The sequence below is a fragment of the Streptomyces bugieae genome (genome assembly GCF_036352915.1).
GTDB classification, from domain to species: domain Bacteria; phylum Actinomycetota; class Actinomycetes; order Streptomycetales; family Streptomycetaceae; genus Streptomyces; species Streptomyces endophytica.
Map to the genome: position 1 here is coordinate 80,840 of NZ_JAZBJP010000008.1, position 19,121 is coordinate 99,960.

Annotated in this window: 17 protein-coding genes; 9 read left to right on the plus strand and 8 right to left on the minus strand. The window is 70.8% G+C overall.

Features of this window, described 5'->3' with window-relative positions; all coding sequences use genetic code 11:
* The first annotated feature begins 70 nt into the window (after positions 1–70).
* From gap to pgi, 6 genes are all read left to right on the plus strand, one after another.
* Entirely contained in the window at positions 71–1,075 is a 1,005-nt protein-coding gene (gap, locus tag V2J85_RS16745; protein ID WP_261952137.1) for a type I glyceraldehyde-3-phosphate dehydrogenase, read from the plus strand.
* 113 nt (positions 1,076–1,188) lie between these two features.
* Positions 1,189–2,391 carry a phosphoglycerate kinase gene (locus tag V2J85_RS16750; RefSeq protein WP_261952138.1) on the plus strand — a complete coding sequence of 401 codons (1,203 nt, stop codon included), beginning with the start codon at positions 1,189–1,191 and terminating at the stop codon, positions 2,389–2,391.
* A 6-nt stretch (positions 2,392–2,397) separates the two neighbouring features.
* On the plus strand, positions 2,398–3,174 hold the full coding sequence (tpiA, locus tag V2J85_RS16755; RefSeq protein ID WP_261952139.1) for a triose-phosphate isomerase: 777 nt from the start codon (positions 2,398–2,400) through the stop codon (positions 3,172–3,174).
* A gap of 157 nt (positions 3,175–3,331) precedes the next feature.
* The gene (gene secG, locus V2J85_RS16760; RefSeq protein ID WP_030411885.1) at positions 3,332–3,568 is read left to right on the plus strand and encodes a preprotein translocase subunit SecG; all 237 of its coding nucleotides are present in this window, start codon (positions 3,332–3,334) and stop codon (positions 3,566–3,568) included.
* A gap of 153 nt (positions 3,569–3,721) precedes the next feature.
* Complete coding sequence (locus V2J85_RS16765; RefSeq protein ID WP_016578660.1) at positions 3,722–4,057, plus strand: RNA polymerase-binding protein RbpA; 336 nt, start codon at positions 3,722–3,724, stop codon at positions 4,055–4,057.
* A 731-nt stretch (positions 4,058–4,788) separates the two neighbouring features.
* Positions 4,789–6,441, plus strand: coding sequence for a glucose-6-phosphate isomerase (pgi, locus tag V2J85_RS16770; protein ID WP_330822108.1), 1,653 nt, complete (start codon positions 4,789–4,791; stop codon positions 6,439–6,441).
* 152 nt (positions 6,442–6,593) lie between these two features.
* On the opposite strand, the gene pgl is transcribed toward pgi, so the two are convergent.
* Genes pgl through tkt form a run of 5 tightly spaced genes read right to left on the minus strand, consistent with a single transcriptional unit; the run spans position 6,594 to position 13,269 of the window.
* Positions 6,594–7,376 carry a 6-phosphogluconolactonase gene (gene pgl, locus V2J85_RS16775; RefSeq protein ID WP_261952140.1) on the minus strand — a complete coding sequence of 261 codons (783 nt, stop codon included), beginning with the start codon at positions 7,374–7,376 and terminating at the stop codon, positions 6,594–6,596.
* Entirely contained in the window at positions 7,373–8,479 is a 1,107-nt protein-coding gene (gene opcA, locus V2J85_RS16780; RefSeq protein ID WP_330822057.1) for a glucose-6-phosphate dehydrogenase assembly protein OpcA, read from the minus strand. The genes pgl and opcA overlap by 4 nt, the downstream gene beginning before the upstream one ends.
* Positions 8,476–10,008, minus strand: a complete 1,533-nt coding sequence (zwf, locus tag V2J85_RS16785) for a glucose-6-phosphate dehydrogenase (RefSeq protein WP_261952142.1) — start codon at positions 10,006–10,008, stop codon at positions 8,476–8,478. The genes opcA and zwf overlap by 4 nt, the downstream gene beginning before the upstream one ends.
* 5 nt (positions 10,009–10,013) lie before the next feature.
* On the minus strand, positions 10,014–11,132 hold the full coding sequence (gene tal / locus V2J85_RS16790) for a transaldolase (RefSeq protein WP_330822059.1): 1,119 nt from the start codon (positions 11,130–11,132) through the stop codon (positions 10,014–10,016).
* Between the two features lie 34 nt (positions 11,133–11,166).
* Entirely contained in the window at positions 11,167–13,269 is a 2,103-nt protein-coding gene (tkt, locus tag V2J85_RS16795; protein ID WP_330822060.1) for a transketolase, read from the minus strand.
* 457 nt (positions 13,270–13,726) lie between these two features.
* Here tkt and V2J85_RS16800 point away from each other — a divergent pair, with 457 nt between their 5' ends.
* The 3 genes from V2J85_RS16800 (at position 13,727) to V2J85_RS16810 (ending at position 16,282) form a co-directional block, all read left to right on the plus strand.
* Positions 13,727–14,677: a heme o synthase gene (locus V2J85_RS16800; RefSeq protein ID WP_261952145.1), complete on the plus strand. Its 951-nt coding sequence runs from the start codon at positions 13,727–13,729 to the stop codon at positions 14,675–14,677.
* A gap of 15 nt (positions 14,678–14,692) precedes the next feature.
* Complete coding sequence (locus V2J85_RS16805) at positions 14,693–15,085, plus strand: hypothetical protein (protein WP_261952146.1); 393 nt, start codon at positions 14,693–14,695, stop codon at positions 15,083–15,085.
* Positions 15,086–15,217: 132 nt separating this feature from the next.
* A complete protein-coding gene (locus tag V2J85_RS16810; RefSeq protein ID WP_261952147.1) occupies positions 15,218–16,282 on the plus strand; it encodes an amidohydrolase in 1,065 nt (354 codons plus the stop codon).
* Here the strand turns inward: V2J85_RS16810 and V2J85_RS16815 are convergent.
* From V2J85_RS16815 to V2J85_RS16825, 3 genes are all read right to left on the minus strand, one after another.
* Positions 16,255–17,265 carry a COX15/CtaA family protein gene (locus V2J85_RS16815; protein ID WP_261952148.1) on the minus strand — a complete coding sequence of 337 codons (1,011 nt, stop codon included), beginning with the start codon at positions 17,263–17,265 and terminating at the stop codon, positions 16,255–16,257. The two genes, V2J85_RS16810 and V2J85_RS16815, sit on opposite strands and share 28 nt — an antisense overlap.
* Before the next feature lie 98 nt (positions 17,266–17,363).
* A complete protein-coding gene (locus V2J85_RS16820) occupies positions 17,364–18,155 on the minus strand; it encodes an ABC transporter permease (RefSeq protein WP_330822063.1) in 792 nt (263 codons plus the stop codon).
* Positions 18,152–19,114: an ABC transporter ATP-binding protein gene (locus tag V2J85_RS16825; protein ID WP_261952150.1), complete on the minus strand. Its 963-nt coding sequence runs from the start codon at positions 19,112–19,114 to the stop codon at positions 18,152–18,154. Before V2J85_RS16825 ends, V2J85_RS16820 begins: the two co-directional genes overlap by 4 nt.
* Between the last annotated feature and the right edge of the window lie 7 nt (positions 19,115–19,121).

Consider the following 19,121-nt stretch of genomic DNA (forward strand, 5'->3'; position numbering starts at 1 on the left):
CGGAGGCGGTCGGGGACAGCCCATACAGCTCGCCGGTGTCTTGCCGGCGTACCAACGAGGAGATCGGTTCGTGACGATCCGCGTAGGCATCAACGGATTCGGCCGCATTGGTCGCAACTACTTCCGCGCGCTCCTGGAGCAGGGCGCGGACATCGAGATCGTCGGTGTCAACGACCTGACCGACAACGCCACCCTGGTCCACCTGCTCAAGTACGACACCATCCTGGGTCGCCTCAAGCAGGACGTCAGCCACACCGACGACACCATCACGGTCGGCAACCAGACCTTCAAGACGATGGCGGAGCGCGACCCGGCGAACCTCCCCTGGGGCGAGCTCGGCGCCGACATCGTCGTCGAGTCGACCGGCATCTTCACCAAGCGCGAGGACGCCGCGAAGCACCTCGCCGCCGGTGCCAAGAAGGTCCTGATCTCCGCGCCCGCCAAGGACGAGGACATCACGATCGTGATGGGCGTCAACAACGACAAGTACGACGCCGCCAAGCACCACGTCATCTCCAACGCCTCCTGCACCACCAACTGTGTGGCGCCGATGGCGAAGGTCCTCGACGAGAACTTCGGCATCGTCAAGGGCCTGATGACCACGGTCCACGCGTACACCAACGACCAGCGCATCCTGGACTTCCCGCACAAGGACCTGCGCCGCGCCCGTGCCGCCGCGGAGAACATCATCCCCACCTCCACGGGTGCCGCCAAGGCCACCGCGCTGGTCCTCCCGCAGCTCAAGGGCAAGCTGGACGGCATCGCCATGCGCGTCCCGGTCCCCACCGGCTCGGTCACCGACCTCGTCCTGGAGCTCGACCGCGAGGTCAGCAAGGACGAGATCAACTCCGCGTTCCAGAAGGCCGCCGAGGGCCAGCTCAAGGGCATCCTGGAGTACACCGAGGACCCGATCGTCTCCTCGGACATCGTCAACTTCCCGGCCTCCTGCACCTTCGACTCCTCCCTGACGATGGCGCAGGGCAAGCAGGTCAAGGTCGTCGGCTGGTACGACAACGAGTGGGGCTACTCCAACCGCCTGGTGGACCTGACCACCTTCGTCGGCGGCCAGCTCTGATATCTCTGCCTGATACCCCAGGCACCGAGGTGTGAAGGACGGGGCTCGTACGACGCGACGAAGCGTCGTACGAGCCCCGTCCTGCGACCGAATCAAGCGACGGAGCACTTCCCATGAAGACGATCGACGACCTTCAGGTAGCAGGACAGCGGGTCTTTGTCCGCGCCGACCTGAACGTACCGCTGGACGGCACCACCATCACCGACGACGGCCGCATCCGCGCCGTCGCCCCGACGATCGCCAAGCTCACCGAGCGCGGCGCCAAGGTGATCGTCGCCTCCCACCTGGGCCGCCCCAAGGGCGCCCCGGACCCGGCCTTCTCCCTGGCCCCCGCCGCCCAGCGGCTCGGTGAAATCCTCGGCCAGGACGTGGCGTTCGCGACCGACACCGTCGGCGCATCCGCCGCCGCCGTCACCGCGGGCCTCGCCGACGGCCAGGTGGCCGTGCTGGAGAACCTCCGCTTCAACCCCGGCGAGACCAGCAAGGACGACGCCGAGCGCGGCGCCTTCGCCGACCAGCTCGCCGCCCTCGCCGACCTCTACGTCGGCGACGGCTTCGGCGCCGTGCACCGCAAGCACGCCTCCGTCTACGACCTTCCCAAGCGCCTGCCGCACGCCGCCGGCGACCTCATCGCCACCGAGGTCGGCGTCCTGAAGAAGCTCACCGAGGACGTCAAGCGCCCCTACGTCGTCGTGCTCGGCGGCGCCAAGGTCTCCGACAAGCTCGCCGTCATCGACGAACTCCTCGGCAAGGCCGACCGCCTCCTGATCGGCGGCGGCATGGCCTACACCTTCCTCAAGGCCAAGGGCTACGAGGTCGGCATCTCCCTCCTCCAGGAGGACCAGATCCCGGCCGTCACGGAATACATGGAACGCGCCGAGAAGAACGGCGTCGAGCTGGTCCTGCCCGTCGACGTCCTCGCCTCCACCGACTTCCCGGACCTGAAGACCAAGGCCCCCGCGGACTTCGACACCCTCGACGCCGACAAGATCCCCTCCGACAAGGAGGGCCTGGACATCGGCCCGAAGACCCGCGAGCTGTACGCTTCCAAGCTGGCCGACGCCGCGACCGTCTTCTGGAACGGTCCGCTCGGTGTCTTCGAGCACCCGGACTACGCCGGTGGCACCCGCGCCATCGCCCAGGCGCTCGTCGACAGCGATGCCTTCACCGTGGTCGGCGGTGGCGACAGCGCCGCCGCGGTCCGCCTGCTGGGCTTCGACGAGAACGCATTCGGCCACATCTCGACCGGTGGCGGCGCCAGCCTCGAATACCTCGAAGGCAAGACGCTCCCCGGCCTCGCCGCTCTGGAGGACTGAACAACCGTGAGTGACCGCACCCCGCTGATGGCGGGCAACTGGAAGATGAACCTCAACCACCTCGAGGCCATCGCCCACGTCCAGAAGCTCGCCTTCGCCCTCGCCGACAAGGACTTCGACGCCGTAGAGGTCGCCGTCCTGACGCCCTTCACCGACCTCCGCTCGGTGCAGACCCTGGTCGACGGCGACAAGCTCAAGATCAAGTACGGCGCGCAGGACCTCTCCGCGCACGACTCCGGCGCGTACACCGGTGAGATCTCCGGCGCGATGCTCGCCAAGCTCAAGTGCGCCTACGTCGCCGTCGGCCACAGCGAGCGCCGCCAGTACCACGGCGAGAACGAAGAGATCTGCAACGCCAAGGTCAAGGCCGCCTTCCGGCACGGCCTGACCCCGATCCTCTGCGTCGGCGAGGGCCTGGACGTCCGCAAGGCCGGCAACCAGGTCGCGCACACCCTCGCCCAGGTCGACGGCGGCCTCGCGGACATCCCGGCCGAACAGGCCGAGACCATCGTGATCGCCTACGAACCGGTGTGGGCCATCGGCACCGGCGAGGTCGCCACCCCCGAGGACGCCCAGGAGGTCTGCGCGGCCATCCGCGGCCGCCTGGCCGAGCTCTACAGCCAGGAGCTGGCCGACAAGGTCCGCATCCAGTACGGCGGCTCGGTCAAGTCCGGCAACGTCGCGGCGATCATGGCCCAGCCGGACGTCGACGGCGCCCTCGTCGGCGGCGCGGCACTGGACGCCGACGAATTCGTCAAGATCGTCCGCTTCCGCGACCAGTAGCAGCCGCGCAACACCAGCAGCTATGACGAGGACGAGCCCTCGTCGTACCCTGTCGGGGCCGGGACCGGTGCAGCAGCGCCGCCCCGGCCCCGCACCATATGTTCCACGTATCGTGATCCATACGTCCGTCCGTCAGTCCTAGAGAGTTGGTCCAGCCGTGGTCATCGGATTCTCGATCGCCCTCATCGTCTTCAGCCTGCTGCTGATGATGCTGGTGCTCATGCACAAGGGGAAGGGCGGCGGTCTGTCCGACATGTTCGGCGGCGGCATGCAGTCCTCGGTCGGCGGCTCCTCGGTCGCCGAACGCAACCTGGACCGCATCACCATCGTGATCGGTCTGCTCTGGTTCGCCTGCATTGTCGTCCTCGGCGTCCTGATGAAGCTCGGCAGCTGACATACCGTCGGGGGCGCGGCCTATCATGAGGGCGGCGTCCCGGGACGGTAACTCCGGTCACTGGACGCGCGTTGGGCCTTACGTAGACTGTGGCGTTCCGCAGCGCAGCTGATGTGAAGGCTTTGCAGCACCATTACGCAGGGAGTAACGACCGTGGCAAGTGGCAACGCGATCCGAGGAAGTCGGGTCGGGGCGGGGCCGATGGGGGAGGCCGAGCGCGGCGAGTCCGCGCCGCGCATCCGCATCTCCTTCTGGTGCTCCAACGGGCACGAGACGCAGCCCAGCTTCGCCGGCGATGCGCAGGTTCCGGACACCTGGGACTGCCCGCGCTGTGGTTTCCCGGCCGGCAAGGACCGGGACAGCCCGCCGGACCCGCCGCGCACCGAGCCCTACAAGACCCACCTCGCCTACGTCCGCGAGCGCCGCAGCGACGCCGACGGCGAGGCCATCCTCGCGGAGGCGCTCGCCAAGCTCCGCGGCGAGATCTGACGGAACAGACACACGGCCGGCCCGGCCGGAAGGAACCCCCCTTCCGGCCGGGCCGATCGCGTTCGCACGAGCCGCCGCACCCGCGCCCTCCACCGCGTCCGAGACAGCGGATGGGGCCGCTACCCCCATACCCGAAGCCCGTTGTCAGTGGTCGCCCGTACTGTTGTCGCATGCGGACGCTCCGTGGTCGTGCGACTGCGAGGCGCATCCGGCGCGATGACGGTGTGATGGTGTCGACAGAAGGGGGCGACATGAGCGACACGGGCCGGACGGCGGTGCACAGGGCTGCGGTACACAGGGCGGCGCCGGGCCGGACGGCGGGGGCTGCCGGCGCGCTCCCCTGGCACGGGGGCCACGGCCGGCTGCGGACCGCGGCCGCCGCCTCCCGCCCACCCACCGGCCGACCGCCACCGGACGCACCCGGCGGCGCGATCTCACCGACAGCCTGCGGGAGTTGTGACGCGGCCGGGTCCTGCGGGCGTACTGCCCGCCTGCCGGACGGCCGGCAGCGCGCCCCGGCCGCCAACGGTGTACGCCCCAGCGGTCCCGCCCTCCTCGCAATTGGCCTGCCGGACCCCGTCACCCCGGCATTCCTCCCCGCCCGTCCACCGGTTCGTCAGAAGCCCGACAGCGCACCGACCGGCAGCGGACAGATACCTCATACCGCGCCCTGATCAATTAGGTTGGGAGATGGCGGGGCCGGTACGAGATGAAGAAGGCTGATGTCCGAGATGAACCCACAAGGCCGCAGCAGGCTCGACCAGATGCCTGAGTGGACCGCGCTGAGCAAGCACCGCGAACAGATGGGGGAGGTGCACCTCCGCGAACTGTTCGAGCGCGACCCCGCGCGCGCCGACCGCTACACCCTCCAGGTCGGCGACCTGCACCTGGACTACTCCAAGCACCTGGTCACCGACGAAACCCTGCGGCTGCTCGGCGACCTGGCCGCGGCGACCGGCGTGGCCGAACTCCGCGACGCGATGTTCCGCGGCGACAAGATCAACGTCACCGAACAGCGGTCCGTGCTCCACACCGCGCTGCGCGCACCCGGCTCCGCGGTCATCAAGAGCGACGGCACCGACGTCGTCCCCGGCGTCCAGCACGTCCTGACGAAGATGGGCACCTTCTCCGACCGGGTCCGCTCCGGCGACTGGAAGGGCCACACCGGCAAGCGCATCAAGACCGTCGTCAACATCGGCATCGGCGGCTCGGACCTCGGCCCCGCCATGGCGTACGAGGCGCTGCGCGCCTACACCCACCGGGACATGCAGTTCCGCTTCGTCTCCAACGTGGACGGCGCGGACCTGCACGAAGCCGTCCGCGACCTCGACCCGGCCGAGACGCTCTTCATCATCGCCTCGAAGACCTTCACCACCATCGAGACGATCACCAACGCCACCTCGGCCCGCAACTGGCTGCTGACCGGCCTCCGGGCCGACGAGGAAGCCGTCGCCAAGCACTTCGTCGCCCTCTCCACCAACACCGAGAAGGTGACCGAGTTCGGCATCAACCCGGACAACATGTTCGAGTTCTGGGACTGGGTCGGCGGCCGCTACTCCTACGACTCCGCGATCGGTCTCTCGCTGATGGTCGCCATCGGCAAGGAACACTTCCGCGAGATGCTCGCCGGCTTCCACCTCGTCGACGAGCACTTCCGCTGCACCCCGCCGCAGGAGAACGCCGCATTCCTGCTGGGCCTCCTCGGCATCTGGTACGGCAACTTCTGGGACGCCCAGTCGCACGCCGTACTGCCCTACAGCCACTACCTCTCCAAGTTCACCGCCTACCTCCAGCAGCTGGACATGGAGTCCAACGGCAAGTCCGTGGACCGCGAGGGCCACCGGGTCAACTGGCAGACCGGCCCGGTCGTGTGGGGCACGCCCGGCACCAACGGCCAGCACGCCTACTACCAGCTGCTCCACCAGGGCACGAAGATGATCCCGGCCGACCTCATCGGCTTCGCCGAACCGGTCGCCGACCTGCAGCCCGGACTGGTCGCCCAGCACGACCTGCTGATGGCCAATCTCTTCGCCCAGGGCCAGGCACTGGCCTTCGGAAAGACGCCCGACGAGGTGCGTGCCGAGGGCGTGGCCGAGGAACTCGTCCCGCACAAGACCTTCCAGGGCAACCGCCCCACCACCACGATCCTCGCCAAGGAACTCAGCCCGTCCGTACTCGGCCAGTTGATCGCCCTGTACGAGCACAAGGTCTTCGTCCAGGGCGCGATCTGGAACATCGACTCCTTCGACCAGTGGGGCGTCGAACTCGGCAAGGTCCTCGCCAAGCGCGTCGAACCGGCCCTCACCGAAGGCGCCGCCGTACCGGGCCTCGACCCCTCCACCACCGCCCTGGTCGCCAAGTACCGCGCCCTCCGCGCCCGCTGACCCCACACCTGTAAAGCCCACCCGCAACCAAGCCACACCCAGCCACACCCAAGCCGCGGGCCCCGCCCTCGAAGAGGACGGGGCCCGCAAGGCCGCAAGCAAGGCAAGAGCGGTCGTCGCGACGGCCGACGCTCAGGCCGAAGGCCGCCGGCTCAGGCCGACGCCGGTGGGTAGAGGCCGCGCGGCAGTTGGGCCGCGGCCGGCTCGTCGAGGAGCCACAGCGTGCGGCTGCGGCCGCGGGCGCCCGCCGCCGGGGCCTGGACCTCGCCCGCGCCGGAGAGCGCGATGGCGGCCGCGTTGGCCTTGTCCTCGCCGGCCGCCAGCAGCCAGACCTGCCGCGCCGCGCGGATCGCGGGCAGCGTCAGGGAGATCCGGGTGGGCGGCGGCTTGGGCGCGCCGTGCACCCCGACCACCGTGCGCTCGGTCTCCCGTACGCCGGGGAGCTCGGGGAAGAGCGACGCGACGTGGGTGTCCGGGCCGACGCCGAGCAGCAGGACGTCGAAGGACGGGACCGGGCCGTGGTCCTCCGGGCCTGCCGCGGCGGCGAGTTCGGCGGCGTACGCCTCGGCGGCGGCGTCCGGGTCGTTGCCGTACGAGCCGTCCGCGGCGGGCATCGGGTGCACCCGGGCCGGGTCGAGCGGGACGCTGTCGAGCAGCGCCGCGCGGGCCTGGGTGTCGTTGCGCTCCGGGTCGCCCTCGGGCAGGAAGCGCTCGTCACCCCACCACAGGTCGAGCCGGGACCAGTCCACGGCGTCCCGGGCGGGCGCCTCGGCGAGGGCCGCGAGCAGCCCGTTGCCGTTGCGCCCGCCGGTCAGCACGATGGCGGCGGAGCCGCGCGCGGCCTGGGCGTCCACGATCTTCGTGATCAGCCGGGCCGCCGCGGCCTTCGCCATCAGCTCCTTGTCGCGGTGGACGACGACTTCGGGAGCACTCACTTGCCGGCCGCCTTCTTGGCGGGTGCCTTCTTGCCCGAGGACGCGGACTTGGCCGGGGTGCCGTCGGCGGACGCCGCCGGTTCGCCGTCGGCCGTTCCGCCCTCGTTTCCGCCCTTGGCCGTTCCGCCCTTGGTCGTGCCCGCCGGGTCCCCGCTTGCGCCGCCGGCCGGACCGTCGCCGTCGCCGAGGCGTTCCACGCCGAACTTCAGGGCGGCGGCGTAGATGTCGTCCGGGTCGAGCCGGCGGAGCTCCTCGGCGAGGAGTTCCGCGGTGTCCCGGCGCTTGAGCGCCACCGAGCGGTCCGGCTGGCCGGGCATGGAGAGCGTGGCCAGCGAGGCCTCGGGGCGGTCGAGCACGATGGGGCCGCCGCTGGACTGCATGCGGACGGCCGTGAGGCCGGGGCCGCCCGAGACCTTGCGGGAGACCGGGACGTTCAGCCGGCTGGCGAGCCACATGGCGAGCAGCTCGCAGCTGGGGTTGAACTCCTCGCCCTCGACCTCGGCCGAGGTGACCGTGCACGGGCCCTGGTCGAGCGCCGCCGCCAGCATGGAGCGCCAGGGCGTGATCCGGGTCCAGGACAGGTCGGTGTCGCCCGGAGTGTACGTTTCTGCGCGCGCGGAGAGCTCCTGCACCGGGCGCTCGCAGGCGTAGGCGTCGGTCACCCGGCGCTGGGCGAGCGCGCCCAGCGGGTCCTTGGCCGGGTCCAGCGGGGCGTTGACCGCCCACCAGACGACCACCGGGGCGTCCGGCAGCAGCAGCGGCAGGACCACGGACTGGGCGTGGTCGATCGCCTCGCCGTAGAGCCGCAGCACGACCGTCTCGCCGGTGCCGGCCTCGGTGCCGACCCGCACCTCGGCGTCCAGGCGGGCCTTGGCGCGGTCGCGCGGCGACCGGCTGACCCGCTTGATGACGACGAGGGTGCGCGACGGGTGCTCGCGGGACGCCTCGTTGGCGGCCTTGAGGGCGTCGTAGGCGTTCTCCTCGTCGGTGACGATGACGAGCGTGAGCACCATGCCGATGGCGGGGGTGCCGACGGCGCGACGGCCCTCCACCAGCGCCTTGTTGATCTTGCTGGCCGTGGTTTCCGTCAGGTCGATCTTCATGGCCGACGCCAGCTCCGTCCGTCTCGTGCGAGCATTTCGTCCGCCTCGGCCGGGCCCCAGGTGCCCGCCGGGTACTGCGCGGGCTTGCCGTGCTTGTCCCAGTACTCCTCGATCGGGTCGAGGATGCGCCAGGACTGCTCGACCTCCTCCAGTCGCGGGAAGAGGTTGGCGTCGCCCAGGAGTACGTCGAGGATCAGGCGCTCGTACGCCTCGGGGCTGGACTCGGTGAAGGACTCGCCGTAGGCGAAGTCCATCGAGACGTCCCGGACCTCCATCGACGTGCCGGGCACCTTGGAGCCGAACCGCACGGTCACGCCCTCGTCCGGCTGGACGCGGATGACCAGGGCGTTCTGGCCGAGCTCCTCGGTGGCGGTGTGGTCGAACGGGGAGTGCGGGGCGCGCTGGAAGACGACCGCGATCTCGGTGACCCGGCGGCCCAGCCGCTTGCCGGTGCGCAGGTAGAAGGGGACGCCCGCCCAGCGGCGGTTGTCGATCGACAGCTTTATCGCGGCGTAGGTGTCGGTCTTCGACTTCGGGTCGATGCCGTCTTCCTGGAGGTAGCCGACGGCCTTCTCGCCGCCCTGCCAGCCGGCCGCGTACTGCGCGCGCACGGTCTCCTTGCCCAGGTCCTTGGGCAGTCGGACCGCGCCGAGCACCTTGGTCTTCTCCGCGACCAGGGCGTCGGCCTCGAAGGAGGCGGGCTCCTCCATGGCGGTCAGCGCGAGCAGCTGGAGGAGGTGGTTCTGGATGACGTCACGGGCCGCGCCGATGCCGTCGTAGTAGCCGGCCCGGCCGCCGATGCCGATGTCCTCGGCCATCGTGATCTGGACGTGGTCGACGTAGCTGCGGTTCCACAGCGGCTCGAACATCGTGTTGGCGAAGCGCAGCGCCAGGATGTTCTGGACGGTCTCCTTGCCGAGGTAGTGGTCGATCCGGAAGACCTCGTTCGGCGGGAAGACCTCGTGGACGATCCGGTTGAGCTCCTGGGCGCTCTCGAGGTTGTGCCCGAACGGCTTCTCGATGACCGCGCGGCGCCAGGAGTCCTCCTTCTGGTCGGCCAGTCCGTGCTTCTTGAGCTGCTGGACGACCTTGGGGAAGAACTTCGGCGGCACGGACAGGTAGAAGGCGAAGTTACCGCCGGTGCCCTGGGCCTTGTCGAGCTCGTTGATGGTGTCCTTGAGGGTCTCGAACGCCTCGTCGTCGTCGAAGTTGCCCTGGACGAAGCGGCAGCCCTGGACCAGCTGCTGCCAGACCTCCTCGCGGAACGGCGTACGGGCGTGCTCCTTGACCGCCTGGTACACCTCCTGCGCGAAGTCCTCGTTCTCCCACTCCCTGCGGGCGAATCCGACGAGGGAGAAACCGGGCGGAAGCAGGCCGCGGTTCGCCAGGTCGTAGACGGCGGGCATCAGCTTTTTACGGGACAAATCGCCCGTGACGCCGAAAATGACCAGGCCCGACGGCCCCGCGATGCGCGGGAGCCGTCGGTCCGCGGCGTCACGAAGCGGGTTCGCTCCATGAACAGCGGTCAAGGGGATCAGCCCTCCGTGGGAGCGAGGCGCTTGAGCTCCGCCTCGGTCGACTTGAGCAGGTCGTTCCAGGAGGCCTCGAACTTCTCCACGCCCTCGTCCTCCAGGAGCTGCACGACATCGTCGTACGAGATGCCGAGCGCGCCGATCGCGTCGAGGTCGGCCCGGGCCGCCTCGTAGGTGCCGGCGATGGTGTTCCCGGTGATCTCGCCGCGCGCCGCGGTGGCCTCCAGGGTGGCCTCCGGCATGGTGTTGACCGTGCCCGGGGCGACCAGTTCGTCCACGTACAGCGTGTCCTTGTAGTCCGGGTCCTTCACGCCGGTCGAGGCCCACAGCGGACGCTGCCTGTTGGCGCCGGCCTTGTCCAGGGCGGCCCAGCGGTCGGAGGAGAAGACCTCCTCGTACGCCTGGTAGGCCAGCCGCGCGTTGGCCAGCGCGGCCTTGCCCTTGAGGGCCTTGGCCTCGTCGGTGCCGTTCTTGTCCAGGCGCTTGTCGATCTCGGTGTCCACGCGGGACACGAAGAACGAGGCGACCGAACGGATCAGGGACAGGTCCAGGCCCGCGGCCTTGGCCTTCTCCAGGCCCGCGAGGTAGGCGTCCATGACCTCGCGGTAGCGCTCCAGCGAGAAGATCAGCGTGACGTTGACGCTGATGCCCAGGCCGATGACCTCGGTGATCGCCGGCAGGCCCGCCTTGGTGGCCGGGATCTTGATCAGCGTGTTCGGGCGGTCCACCAGCCACGCCAGCTGCTTGGCCTCGGCGATGGTCGCCGCGGTGTTGTGGGCCAGGCGCGGGTCGACCTCGATGGAGACCCGGCCGTCCTGCCCGCCGGTGGCGTCGAAGACCGGCCGCAGGACGTCGGCGGCGTCCCGGACGTCCGCCGTCGTGATCATGCGGATGGCTTCCTCGACGGTGACCTTACGGGCGGCGAGGTCGGCGACCTGCTGCCGGTAGCCGTCGCCCGAGGAGATCGCCTTCTGGAAGATCGAGGGGTTGGTCGTGACGCCGACGACGTGCTGCTGGTCGATCAGCTCGGCGAGGTTGCCGGACGTGATGCGCTTGCGCGACAGGTCGTCCAGCCAGATCGCGACGCCTTCGTCGGAGAGGCGCTTGAGTGCGTCTGTCATGGGTTCTGCATCTCCTACTCGTCGTATACGTGCGTCAGCGCGCGGCGGCTTCGAGCGATTCCCGGGCGGCGGCGGCGACCGCGTCGGCGGTGAAGCCGAACTCGCGGAAGAGGACCTTGCCGTCGGCCGAGGCGCCGAAGTGCTCCAGCGACACGATGCGTCCGGCGTCGCCCACGAAGCGGTGCCAGGTCAGGCCGATGCCCGCCTCGACGGCGACCCGCGCCTTGACCGACGGCGGCAGCACGCTGTCGCGGTACTGCTGGTCCTGCTCCTCGAACCACTCGACGCACGGCATCGAGACCACGCGGGTCGGGACGCCTGCGGCCTGCAGCTGCGCGCGCGCCTCGACGGCGAGCTGCACCTCGGAGCCGGTGCCGATCAGCACGACCTGCGGTTCGGCGGCCTCTCCCTGCGGGCCCTCGGCCTCGAAGAGCACGTAACCGCCCTTGGCGGTGTCCTCGTTGGCCGGGTACGTCGGGACGCCCTGGCGGGTCAGCGCGAGGCCGTGCGGGGCGCCCATGCCGAACTTCTTCGTGTAGCGCTTGAGGATCTCGCGCCAGGCGAGGGCGGTCTCGTTGGCGTCGGCCGGGCGCACGACGTTCAGGCCCGGGATGGCGCGCAGCGAGGCCAGGTGCTCGACCGGCTGGTGGGTCGGGCCGTCCTCGCCCAGGCCGATGGAGTCGTGCGTCCACACGTACGTCACCGGCAGGTGCATCAGGGCCGACAGCCGGACGGCGTTGCGCATGTAGTCGGAGAACACCAGGAAGGTGCCGCCGTAGATGCGGGTGTTGCCGTGCAGCGCGATGCCGTTCATCTCCGCGGCCATGGAGTGCTCGCGGATGCCGAAGTGGATCGTGCGGCCGTAGGGGTCGGCCTCCGGCAGCGGGTTGCCCTCGGGCAGGAACGACGACGTCTTGTCGATCGTGGTGTTGTTGGAGCCCGCGAGGTCCGCGGAGCCGCCCCACAGCTCGGGGATGACCGGGCCGAGCGCGTGCAGCACCTTGCCGGACGCGGCGCGGGTGGCGACGGGCTTGCCGGTCTCGAAGACGGGGAGGTGGTCCTCCCAGCCCGCGGGCAGCTCGGTGGCGGCGATCCGGTCGAACTCCGCGGCGCGCTCCGGGTTGGCGGTGCGCCAGGCGGCGAAGGACTTCTCCCACTCCTTCTTGGCGTCCCGGCCGCGGTCGAGGGCGCCGCGGGTGTGCGCGAGCACCTCGTCGGTGACCTCGAAGTGCTTCTCCGGGTCGAAGCCCAGCACGCGCTTGGTGGCCGCGACCTCCTCCTCGCCCAGCGCCGAGCCGTGCGCGGCCTCGGTGTTCTGGGCGTTGGGGGCCGGCCAGGCGATGATCGAGCGCATCGCGATGAACGACGGCTTGTCGGTGACGGCCTTCGCGGCCTCGATGGCGCGGAACAGCCCCTCGGGGTCGAGGTCGCCGTTCTCCTTGGGCTCCACGCGCTGCACGTGCCAGCCGTAGGCCTCGTACCGCTTCACGGTGTCTTCGGAGATGGCGGTCTCGGTGTCGCCCTCGATCGAGATGTGGTTGTCGTCCCACAGCATGATGAGGTTGCCGAGCTTCTGGTGGCCGGCCATCGAGGACGCCTCGGCGGAGATGCCTTCCTGGAGGCAGCCGTCGCCGGCGATCGCGTAGATGAAGTGGTCGAACGGCGAGGAGCCCTGGGCCGCGTCCGGGTCGAAGAGGCCGCGCTCGTAGCGGGCCGCCATGGCCATGCCGACCGCGTTGGCGACGCCCTGGCCCAGCGGGCCGGTGGTGGTCTCCACGCCGGTGGTGTGGCCGTACTCCGGGTGGCCGGGGGTCTTGGAGCCCCAGGTGCGGAAGGCCTTGAGGTCGTCCAGCTCCAGGCCGTAGCCGGCCAGGAAGAGCTGGATGTAGAGCGTCAGGCTGGAGTGGCCGGCGGAGAGGACGAACCGGTCACGGCCGGTCCAGTCGGAGTCCGCGGGGTCGTGCCGCATGAGCTTCTGGAACAGAACATAGGCGGCGGGAGCCAGGCTCATGGCCGTACCCGGATGGCCGTTACCGACCTTCTGCACGGAGTCCATGGCCAGGACCCGGACGGTGTCCACCGCCCGCTGGTCCTGTTCGGTCCACTCGAATTCTGTGGTGGTCGGCTTGGTGCTCACCCTGAGTCAGGGCTCCTCTCCACATGTCGAATGCCACGGACGGTATGTCCGCCAGGCGGTGTCGAGCCTACCCCCGCAAGTGCGGGCGTCTTTTCGACGCTCATTCGGTGTTTTCGGTGCTCAGTCGCTGCGTGGCCGTCACGGAGGTTCGTCGCTTCGGGCAACCGAATCGCCGGATCGGACATTCCCGGCCCGGCGGCCACGGCCATACGACCAGACTGCCGGGCGGCGGTCTGGCCCGCCTCCTGAACAACGGGCGAACGCCCGGGGAAAGCTGCCGACGCCACCGGGCCGCGCGGGCCCCAACACGACCCCACCCCCGCGAAGATCGCCGTATGGCCAACGTCTAAAGTGGCGTGGTACGCGCAAGCTTTTACCCGGTTCACGGGGTCGTAAGGCTTGCGAGCCTTATTTCCATCCGCGGCGGGAGCCGCTGATGTTACTTCCAGGGGTGTGCGTGACGGCCGTCGAATCCCGTCCTGCGGGGGTGCTCTCCGAGAGCCCGGGGGGTCCGGGGCACCGTCCGTTCGGGGCCCGTGTGAAGGCTTTCGTGGCGCTGACCAAGCCGCGTGTCATCGAGCTCCTGCTGATGACGACGATCCCCGTGATGTTCCTGGCGGCGGGCGGTGTCCCCGACCTGTGGCTGGTGTTCGCGACCTGCGTCGGCGGTTACCTCTCCGCCGGCGGCGCGGCCGCCTACAACATGTACATCGACCGGGACATCGACGCCCTGATGGACCGCACGTCCCAGCGCCCCCTGGTCACCGGCATGGTCTCGCCGCGCGAGTGCCTGGTCTTCGCGACCGCCCTCGCGGTGGGTTCCACCGCCTGGTTCTGGGTCTTCGTCAACCCGCTGTCGGCGATGCTGTCGCTCGGGGCGCTGCTTTTCTACGTGGTCGTCTACACGATGATCCTCAAGCGCCGCACCTCGCAGAACATCGTCTGGGGCGGCATCGCGGGCTGCATGCCGGTCTTCATCGGCTGGTCCGCGGTGACGAATTCGGTCTCCTGGGCCGCGCTGGTCCTCTTCCTCGTCATCTTCTTCTGGACGCCGCCGCACTACTGGCCGCTGTCGATGAAGGCCAAGGACGACTACGAGCGGGTCGGCGTGCCGATGCTGCCGGTGATCGCGGGCAACAAGGCCGTGGCCCGGCAGATCGTCGCCTACAGCTGGGTGATGGTCCTGGTCTCGCTGCTGCTGCAGCCGCTGGGCTACACCGGCTGGTTCTACACCGCGGTCGCGGTCGCCTGCGGCGCCTTCTGGCTGAAGGAGGCGCACGCCCTGCAGTCCCGCGCCAAGGCCGGGATCACCGGGCCCAAGCTCAAGGAGATGCGGCTGTTCCACTGGTCCATCACCTATGTGTCCCTGCTGTTCGTCGCCGTCGCCGTGGATCCCTTCCTTCGGTGATTACTCGTGGGTAGCATGCTGTCCATGGCAGACACCCAGCAGGCGGACGAGCAGGCGGAGACGGCGGTCGGCGCGGCGGCCGCCACCAAGGACGAGAAGCGGGCCGGCAAGCGCGCCGCGCGGCTCGCCCGGCAGATCCGCGCCTTCGCCGACTCCCACGGCGGCAGCGCCGAGGGCCAGCTCGCGCACATCGCCCGCGGCAGCGTCCGGATCGCCCTCGTCGGGGCCAACGGCGAGTGGGGCAACCTCGTCGCCGGTACGTACGACGAGGCCAAGGACGCCGCGGCCCGGGCCGGCCTCACCCTCCACGACGACTTCGACGGCGACCTCGCCGCCAAGGTCCGCACCGGCCGCTACGAGTGGTCCCGCATGGCGGGCATCCAGCTGGGCGGCCCGGCCAACGCCTGACGCACGGTGCGGCGGCGCGCCGGGGCGCGCGCGAGGAAGCGGAGCCCGCTACCTCACCACCCCCTCGTCCGTTAGGCCCACCGGGCGCGGCGGTCCTGCCACGCCCGGCGGGCTCTCGGCGAGGAGGAGCGGATGGACGGCATTGCCTTCCCGGCGGATCAGCCACCGCTCATCGATCAGTACAGCCACGGCGCCGTGCACGGCGAACTCGGCCTCGGCTCCTTCGAGACCCATCTGGCCGCCGCGGTCGGCGCGCACGGCCCGGCCCCCGCCGGCACGAGCTACTTCGACAGCTTCACCGGTCTCGCGATACGCCGCTGGTGCCCCCCGCTGCTCGGCCTGGAGCCGCACTGTCCGCCGGCCCGCTATCTGGCCCGCAGACGCGAGGTGGGCGCCTACACGGCGGGCCGGATGCTGCTCCGCGGCTCCGGCATCGGCACCTTCCTGCTGGAGGCCGGCACCCCCAGCGAACTGACCTCGGCCGCCGAGATCGCCACCGCCGCCGAGGCCCGCGCCCACGAGGTGGTACGGCTCGAACCGCTCGCCGAGCAGGTCGCCGACACCTCCGGCAGCGTCGAATCCTTCATCGGCTACACCGCCGAGGCGCTCTACGCGGCGGCCCAGCACGCCACCGCCTTCGCCTCCGGCGCCACCTACTGCGACGGACACGCCCCCGAGGCCGGCGAGGTGCGGCGCGCCGCGGACCGCTGGCTGCGTGCCCGCCGGCCCGGCGACCGGCTCGCCGAACCGGCCCTCGTACGGCACCTGCTGTGGAGCGCGGTCGCCACCGGACTGCCCGTACAGCTGCACTGCCCCGACCCGCGGCCGCTGGCCGGGTTCCTGCGGGCCACCACCGGGATCGGCGCGGACCTGGTCCTGCTGCCCGCGGCCCCGCACCACCGCCGGGCCGCCCAGCTCGCCGCGGCGCACGCCCATGTGTACGCCGACACCGGGCCCCGCCCCGAGGAGACCCTGCCGCACGCGCCGTTCGGGAAGCTGCTGTTCTCCTCCGGTGCCCGCGGGCTGCCCGAGCTCTATGTGACCGGCGCCCGGTCCTTCCTGCGCGCCATGGACCGCCTCGTACGGGAGTGGACCACCGAGGGGCTGTGCGGGGCGGAGGACGGGCGGCGGATCATCGAGATGATCGCGTCCGGGACGGCCCGCCGGGTCTACCGGCTCGACGCGGACGCCACCTGAGGCTCCGCGGGCTCCTCGTCCGCGGCGGCCGGCGCGTCGCCGTCCCCGGGCTCGTCCTCCTGGAGCGGTCCGCGGTCGCGCAGCGACAGCGCCACCCGCAGCACGGCGATCCACACCAGCGTCGAGCCCAGCATGTGCAGCCCGATGACGATCTCGGGCAGGCCCAGGAAGTACTGGACGTAGCCGATGACGCCCTGCAGCGCGATGCAGGCGAGCAGTTCCAGCACCCTCCGGCGCGCGGCGGCCGGTGCCTTGACGGCGCGCAGCGCGAACCACAGGGCGACGGTCAGGCCGACGACGATGTAGACGAAGTCGACGTGGAGCTGGGTGATCTCCTGCCAGTTCAGCGGGATGCGGTGGACCTTGTGGGCGTCGCCGGCGTGCGGGCCGGTGCCGGTGACGACCGTGCCGATGACGGTCAGCGTGCCGGTCGCCGCCACCAGCAGCCAGGCCAGCTGCCGGAGGGGACGGGCGGTCACGTCACGCGGTGCGTCGTCGCCCTCGCCGGCCCGCTGCCAGCTCAGTACGGCGACCGTGAGCAGCGTCGTGGACAGCAGGAAGTGCGCGGCGACGAGGTACGGGTTCAGGCCGGTCAGGACGACGATGCCGCCCCAGACCGCGTTGCCCATCACGATCCAGAACTGGGCCCAGCCGAGGCGGGTGAGCGAGCGGCGTCGCGGGTGCCGGGCGCGGGCGGCGATGATGAACAGCCCGACGAACGCGCACAGCACGTACGTCAGCAGGCGGTTGCCGAACTCGATGAGGCCGTTGATGCCCATGGCGTGGGTCGGCGTGAGGCTCTCCGGCGTGCACTTCGGCCAGGTCGAGCAGCCCAGTCCGGACTGCGTGAGCCGGACCGCGCCGCCGGTCACGACGATGATCACGGCCATCACGACGGTCGCCAGCGCGGCCCGCCGCACGAAGGCCGCGGACGGCTGCCAGCGGCGGGCGATCAGCTCAAGGGGATTCAGCGAGTTCGGCACGGAGCCATGGTAGGCGGCGGCTTGTGCAAGTTTTCACGAGGGGGTGGGCGGCACGAGGGGTGCGGTGCGGTGCGGACCCTGAACGGTCCACCCGGTGACTACTCCCAGCGGAAGAACTTCGCCGCCGCGCCCAGCCCCAGGACGGCCCACCCGGCGAGGACGCCCAGGTCGGACCACGGTACCGACGCGCCGTGCCCGAGCACCTCGCGCAGCCCGTCCGAGAGTGCCGAGATCGGCAGCAGGTGCAGCACGGCCCGGGCGGCCTCCGGGAACTTGGCGAGCGGGACGATCACCCCGCCGCCGACCAGGAGCAGCAGGAAGACCAGGTTGGCCGCGGCCAGCGTCGCCTCGGCCTTCAGCGTCCCGGCCATCAGCAGTCCCAGCCCCGAGAACGCGGCCGTGCCGAGCAGGAGGAGCAGCAGCACCGTGAGCGGGTTGCCGTGCGGGGACCAGCCCAGCGCCAGGGCCACCGCCGTGAGCAGTGCGATCTGCAGGACCTCGGTGACCAGCACCGCGCAGGTCTTCGCGGTCATCAGCCCCCAGCGCGGCAGCGGTGAGACCGCGAGCCGCTTGAGGACGCCGTAGCGGCGCTCGAAGCCGGTGGCGATGGCCTGGCCGGTGAAGGCGGTGGACATCACGGCCAGCGCGAGGATGCCCGGCGCCAGGAAGTCCACGGCCTTGCCGGCCCCGGTGTCGACGATGTCGACGGCGGAGAACAGCACCAGCAGCAGCGTCGGGATGATCACCGTGAGCAGCAGCTGTTCGCCGTTGCGCAGCAGCATCCGGGTCTCCAGGGCCGCCTGGGCCCGGATCATCCGGGGCAGCGGCGCGGCGCCGGGCCGCGGGGCGAACGTGCCCGTGGTGGTGGTACCGGCCTCGGTGGCGGTCATGCGCGCAGCTCCTTACCGGTGAGCTCCAGGAAGACGTCCTCCAGGGTGTGCCGTTCGACGGCTATCGCGTCCGGCATCACGCCGTTCTGCGCGCACCACGAGGCGACCGTGGCCAGCAGCTGCGGGTCGATCTTGCCGTGGACGCGGTAGACGCCGGAGGCGGGCTCCGAGGCGGAGCTGTCCGCGGGCAGTGCCTTGAGGAGGGAGGCGAGGTCGAGGCCGGGCCGGCCGGTGAAGCGCAGGCTGTTCTCGGCGCCGCCGCGGCACAGCTCGTCGGGGCTGCCCTGGGCGATCACCCGGCCGCCGTCGATGATCGCGACGTCGTCGGCGAGCTGTTCGGCCTCGTCCATGAAGTGGGTGGTGAGCACGCAGCTCACGCCGTCGGCGCGGAGTTCCCGTACGAGGTCCCAGGTGGCGTGGCGGGCCTGCGGGTCGAGGCCGGCCGTCGGCTCGTCGAGGAAGACCAGCTCCGGGCGGCCGACCACGGCCATGGCCAGCGCCAGCCGCTGCTGCTGGCCGCCGGAGAGCCGCCGGTAGGTCGTCCGGCCGCAGGAGCCCAGGCCCAGCCGGTCGATGAGCATGCCGACGTCGAGGGGGTGGGCGTGCAGGGTGGCGGTGTGCCGCAGCATCTCCTCGGCGCGGGCGCCCGCGTAGACGCCGCCGGACTGCAGCATCACGCCGATCCGGGGGCGCAGCGCGGCGGCGTCGGCGACCGGGTCCAGGCCGAGGACGCGGACCGTGCCGTCATCCGGACGGCGGTAGCCCTCGCAGGTTTCGACGGTGGTGGTCTTGCCGGCGCCGTTGGGGCCGAGCACGGCGGTGACGGTGCCGTGCGCGACGGTCAGGTCGAGGCCGTCCACCGCGGTCTTCGTCCCGTACCGCTTGACCAGGCCGGTGACCTCGACGGCCGGCGCCCGTCCGGGGGTCCGGGGAGTGCTCCCCGGGGAGGTGCTGCGCATGCCGCGC

Bases quoted from the DNA above. Each gene is read 5' to 3' on its own strand.
- opcA (WP_330822057.1), bottom strand. From the start codon at position 8,479: ATGAAGATCGACCTGACGGAAACCACGGCCAGCAAGATCAACAAGGCG.
- pgi (WP_330822108.1), top strand. From the start codon at position 4,789: ATGAACCCACAAGGCCGCAGCAGGCTCGACCAGATGCCTGAGTGGACC.
- tal (WP_330822059.1), bottom strand. From the start codon at position 11,132: ATGACAGACGCACTCAAGCGCCTCTCCGACGAAGGCGTCGCGATCTGG.
- V2J85_RS16805 (WP_261952146.1), top strand. From the start codon at position 14,693: ATGCTGTCCATGGCAGACACCCAGCAGGCGGACGAGCAGGCGGAGACG.
- V2J85_RS16820 (WP_330822063.1), bottom strand. From the start codon at position 18,155: ATGACCGCCACCGAGGCCGGTACCACCACCACGGGCACGTTCGCCCCG.
- V2J85_RS16825 (WP_261952150.1), bottom strand. From the start codon at position 19,114: ATGCGCAGCACCTCCCCGGGGAGCACTCCCCGGACCCCCGGACGGGCG.
- V2J85_RS16750 (WP_261952138.1), top strand. From the start codon at position 1,189: ATGAAGACGATCGACGACCTTCAGGTAGCAGGACAGCGGGTCTTTGTC.
- V2J85_RS16810 (WP_261952147.1), top strand. From the start codon at position 15,218: ATGGACGGCATTGCCTTCCCGGCGGATCAGCCACCGCTCATCGATCAG.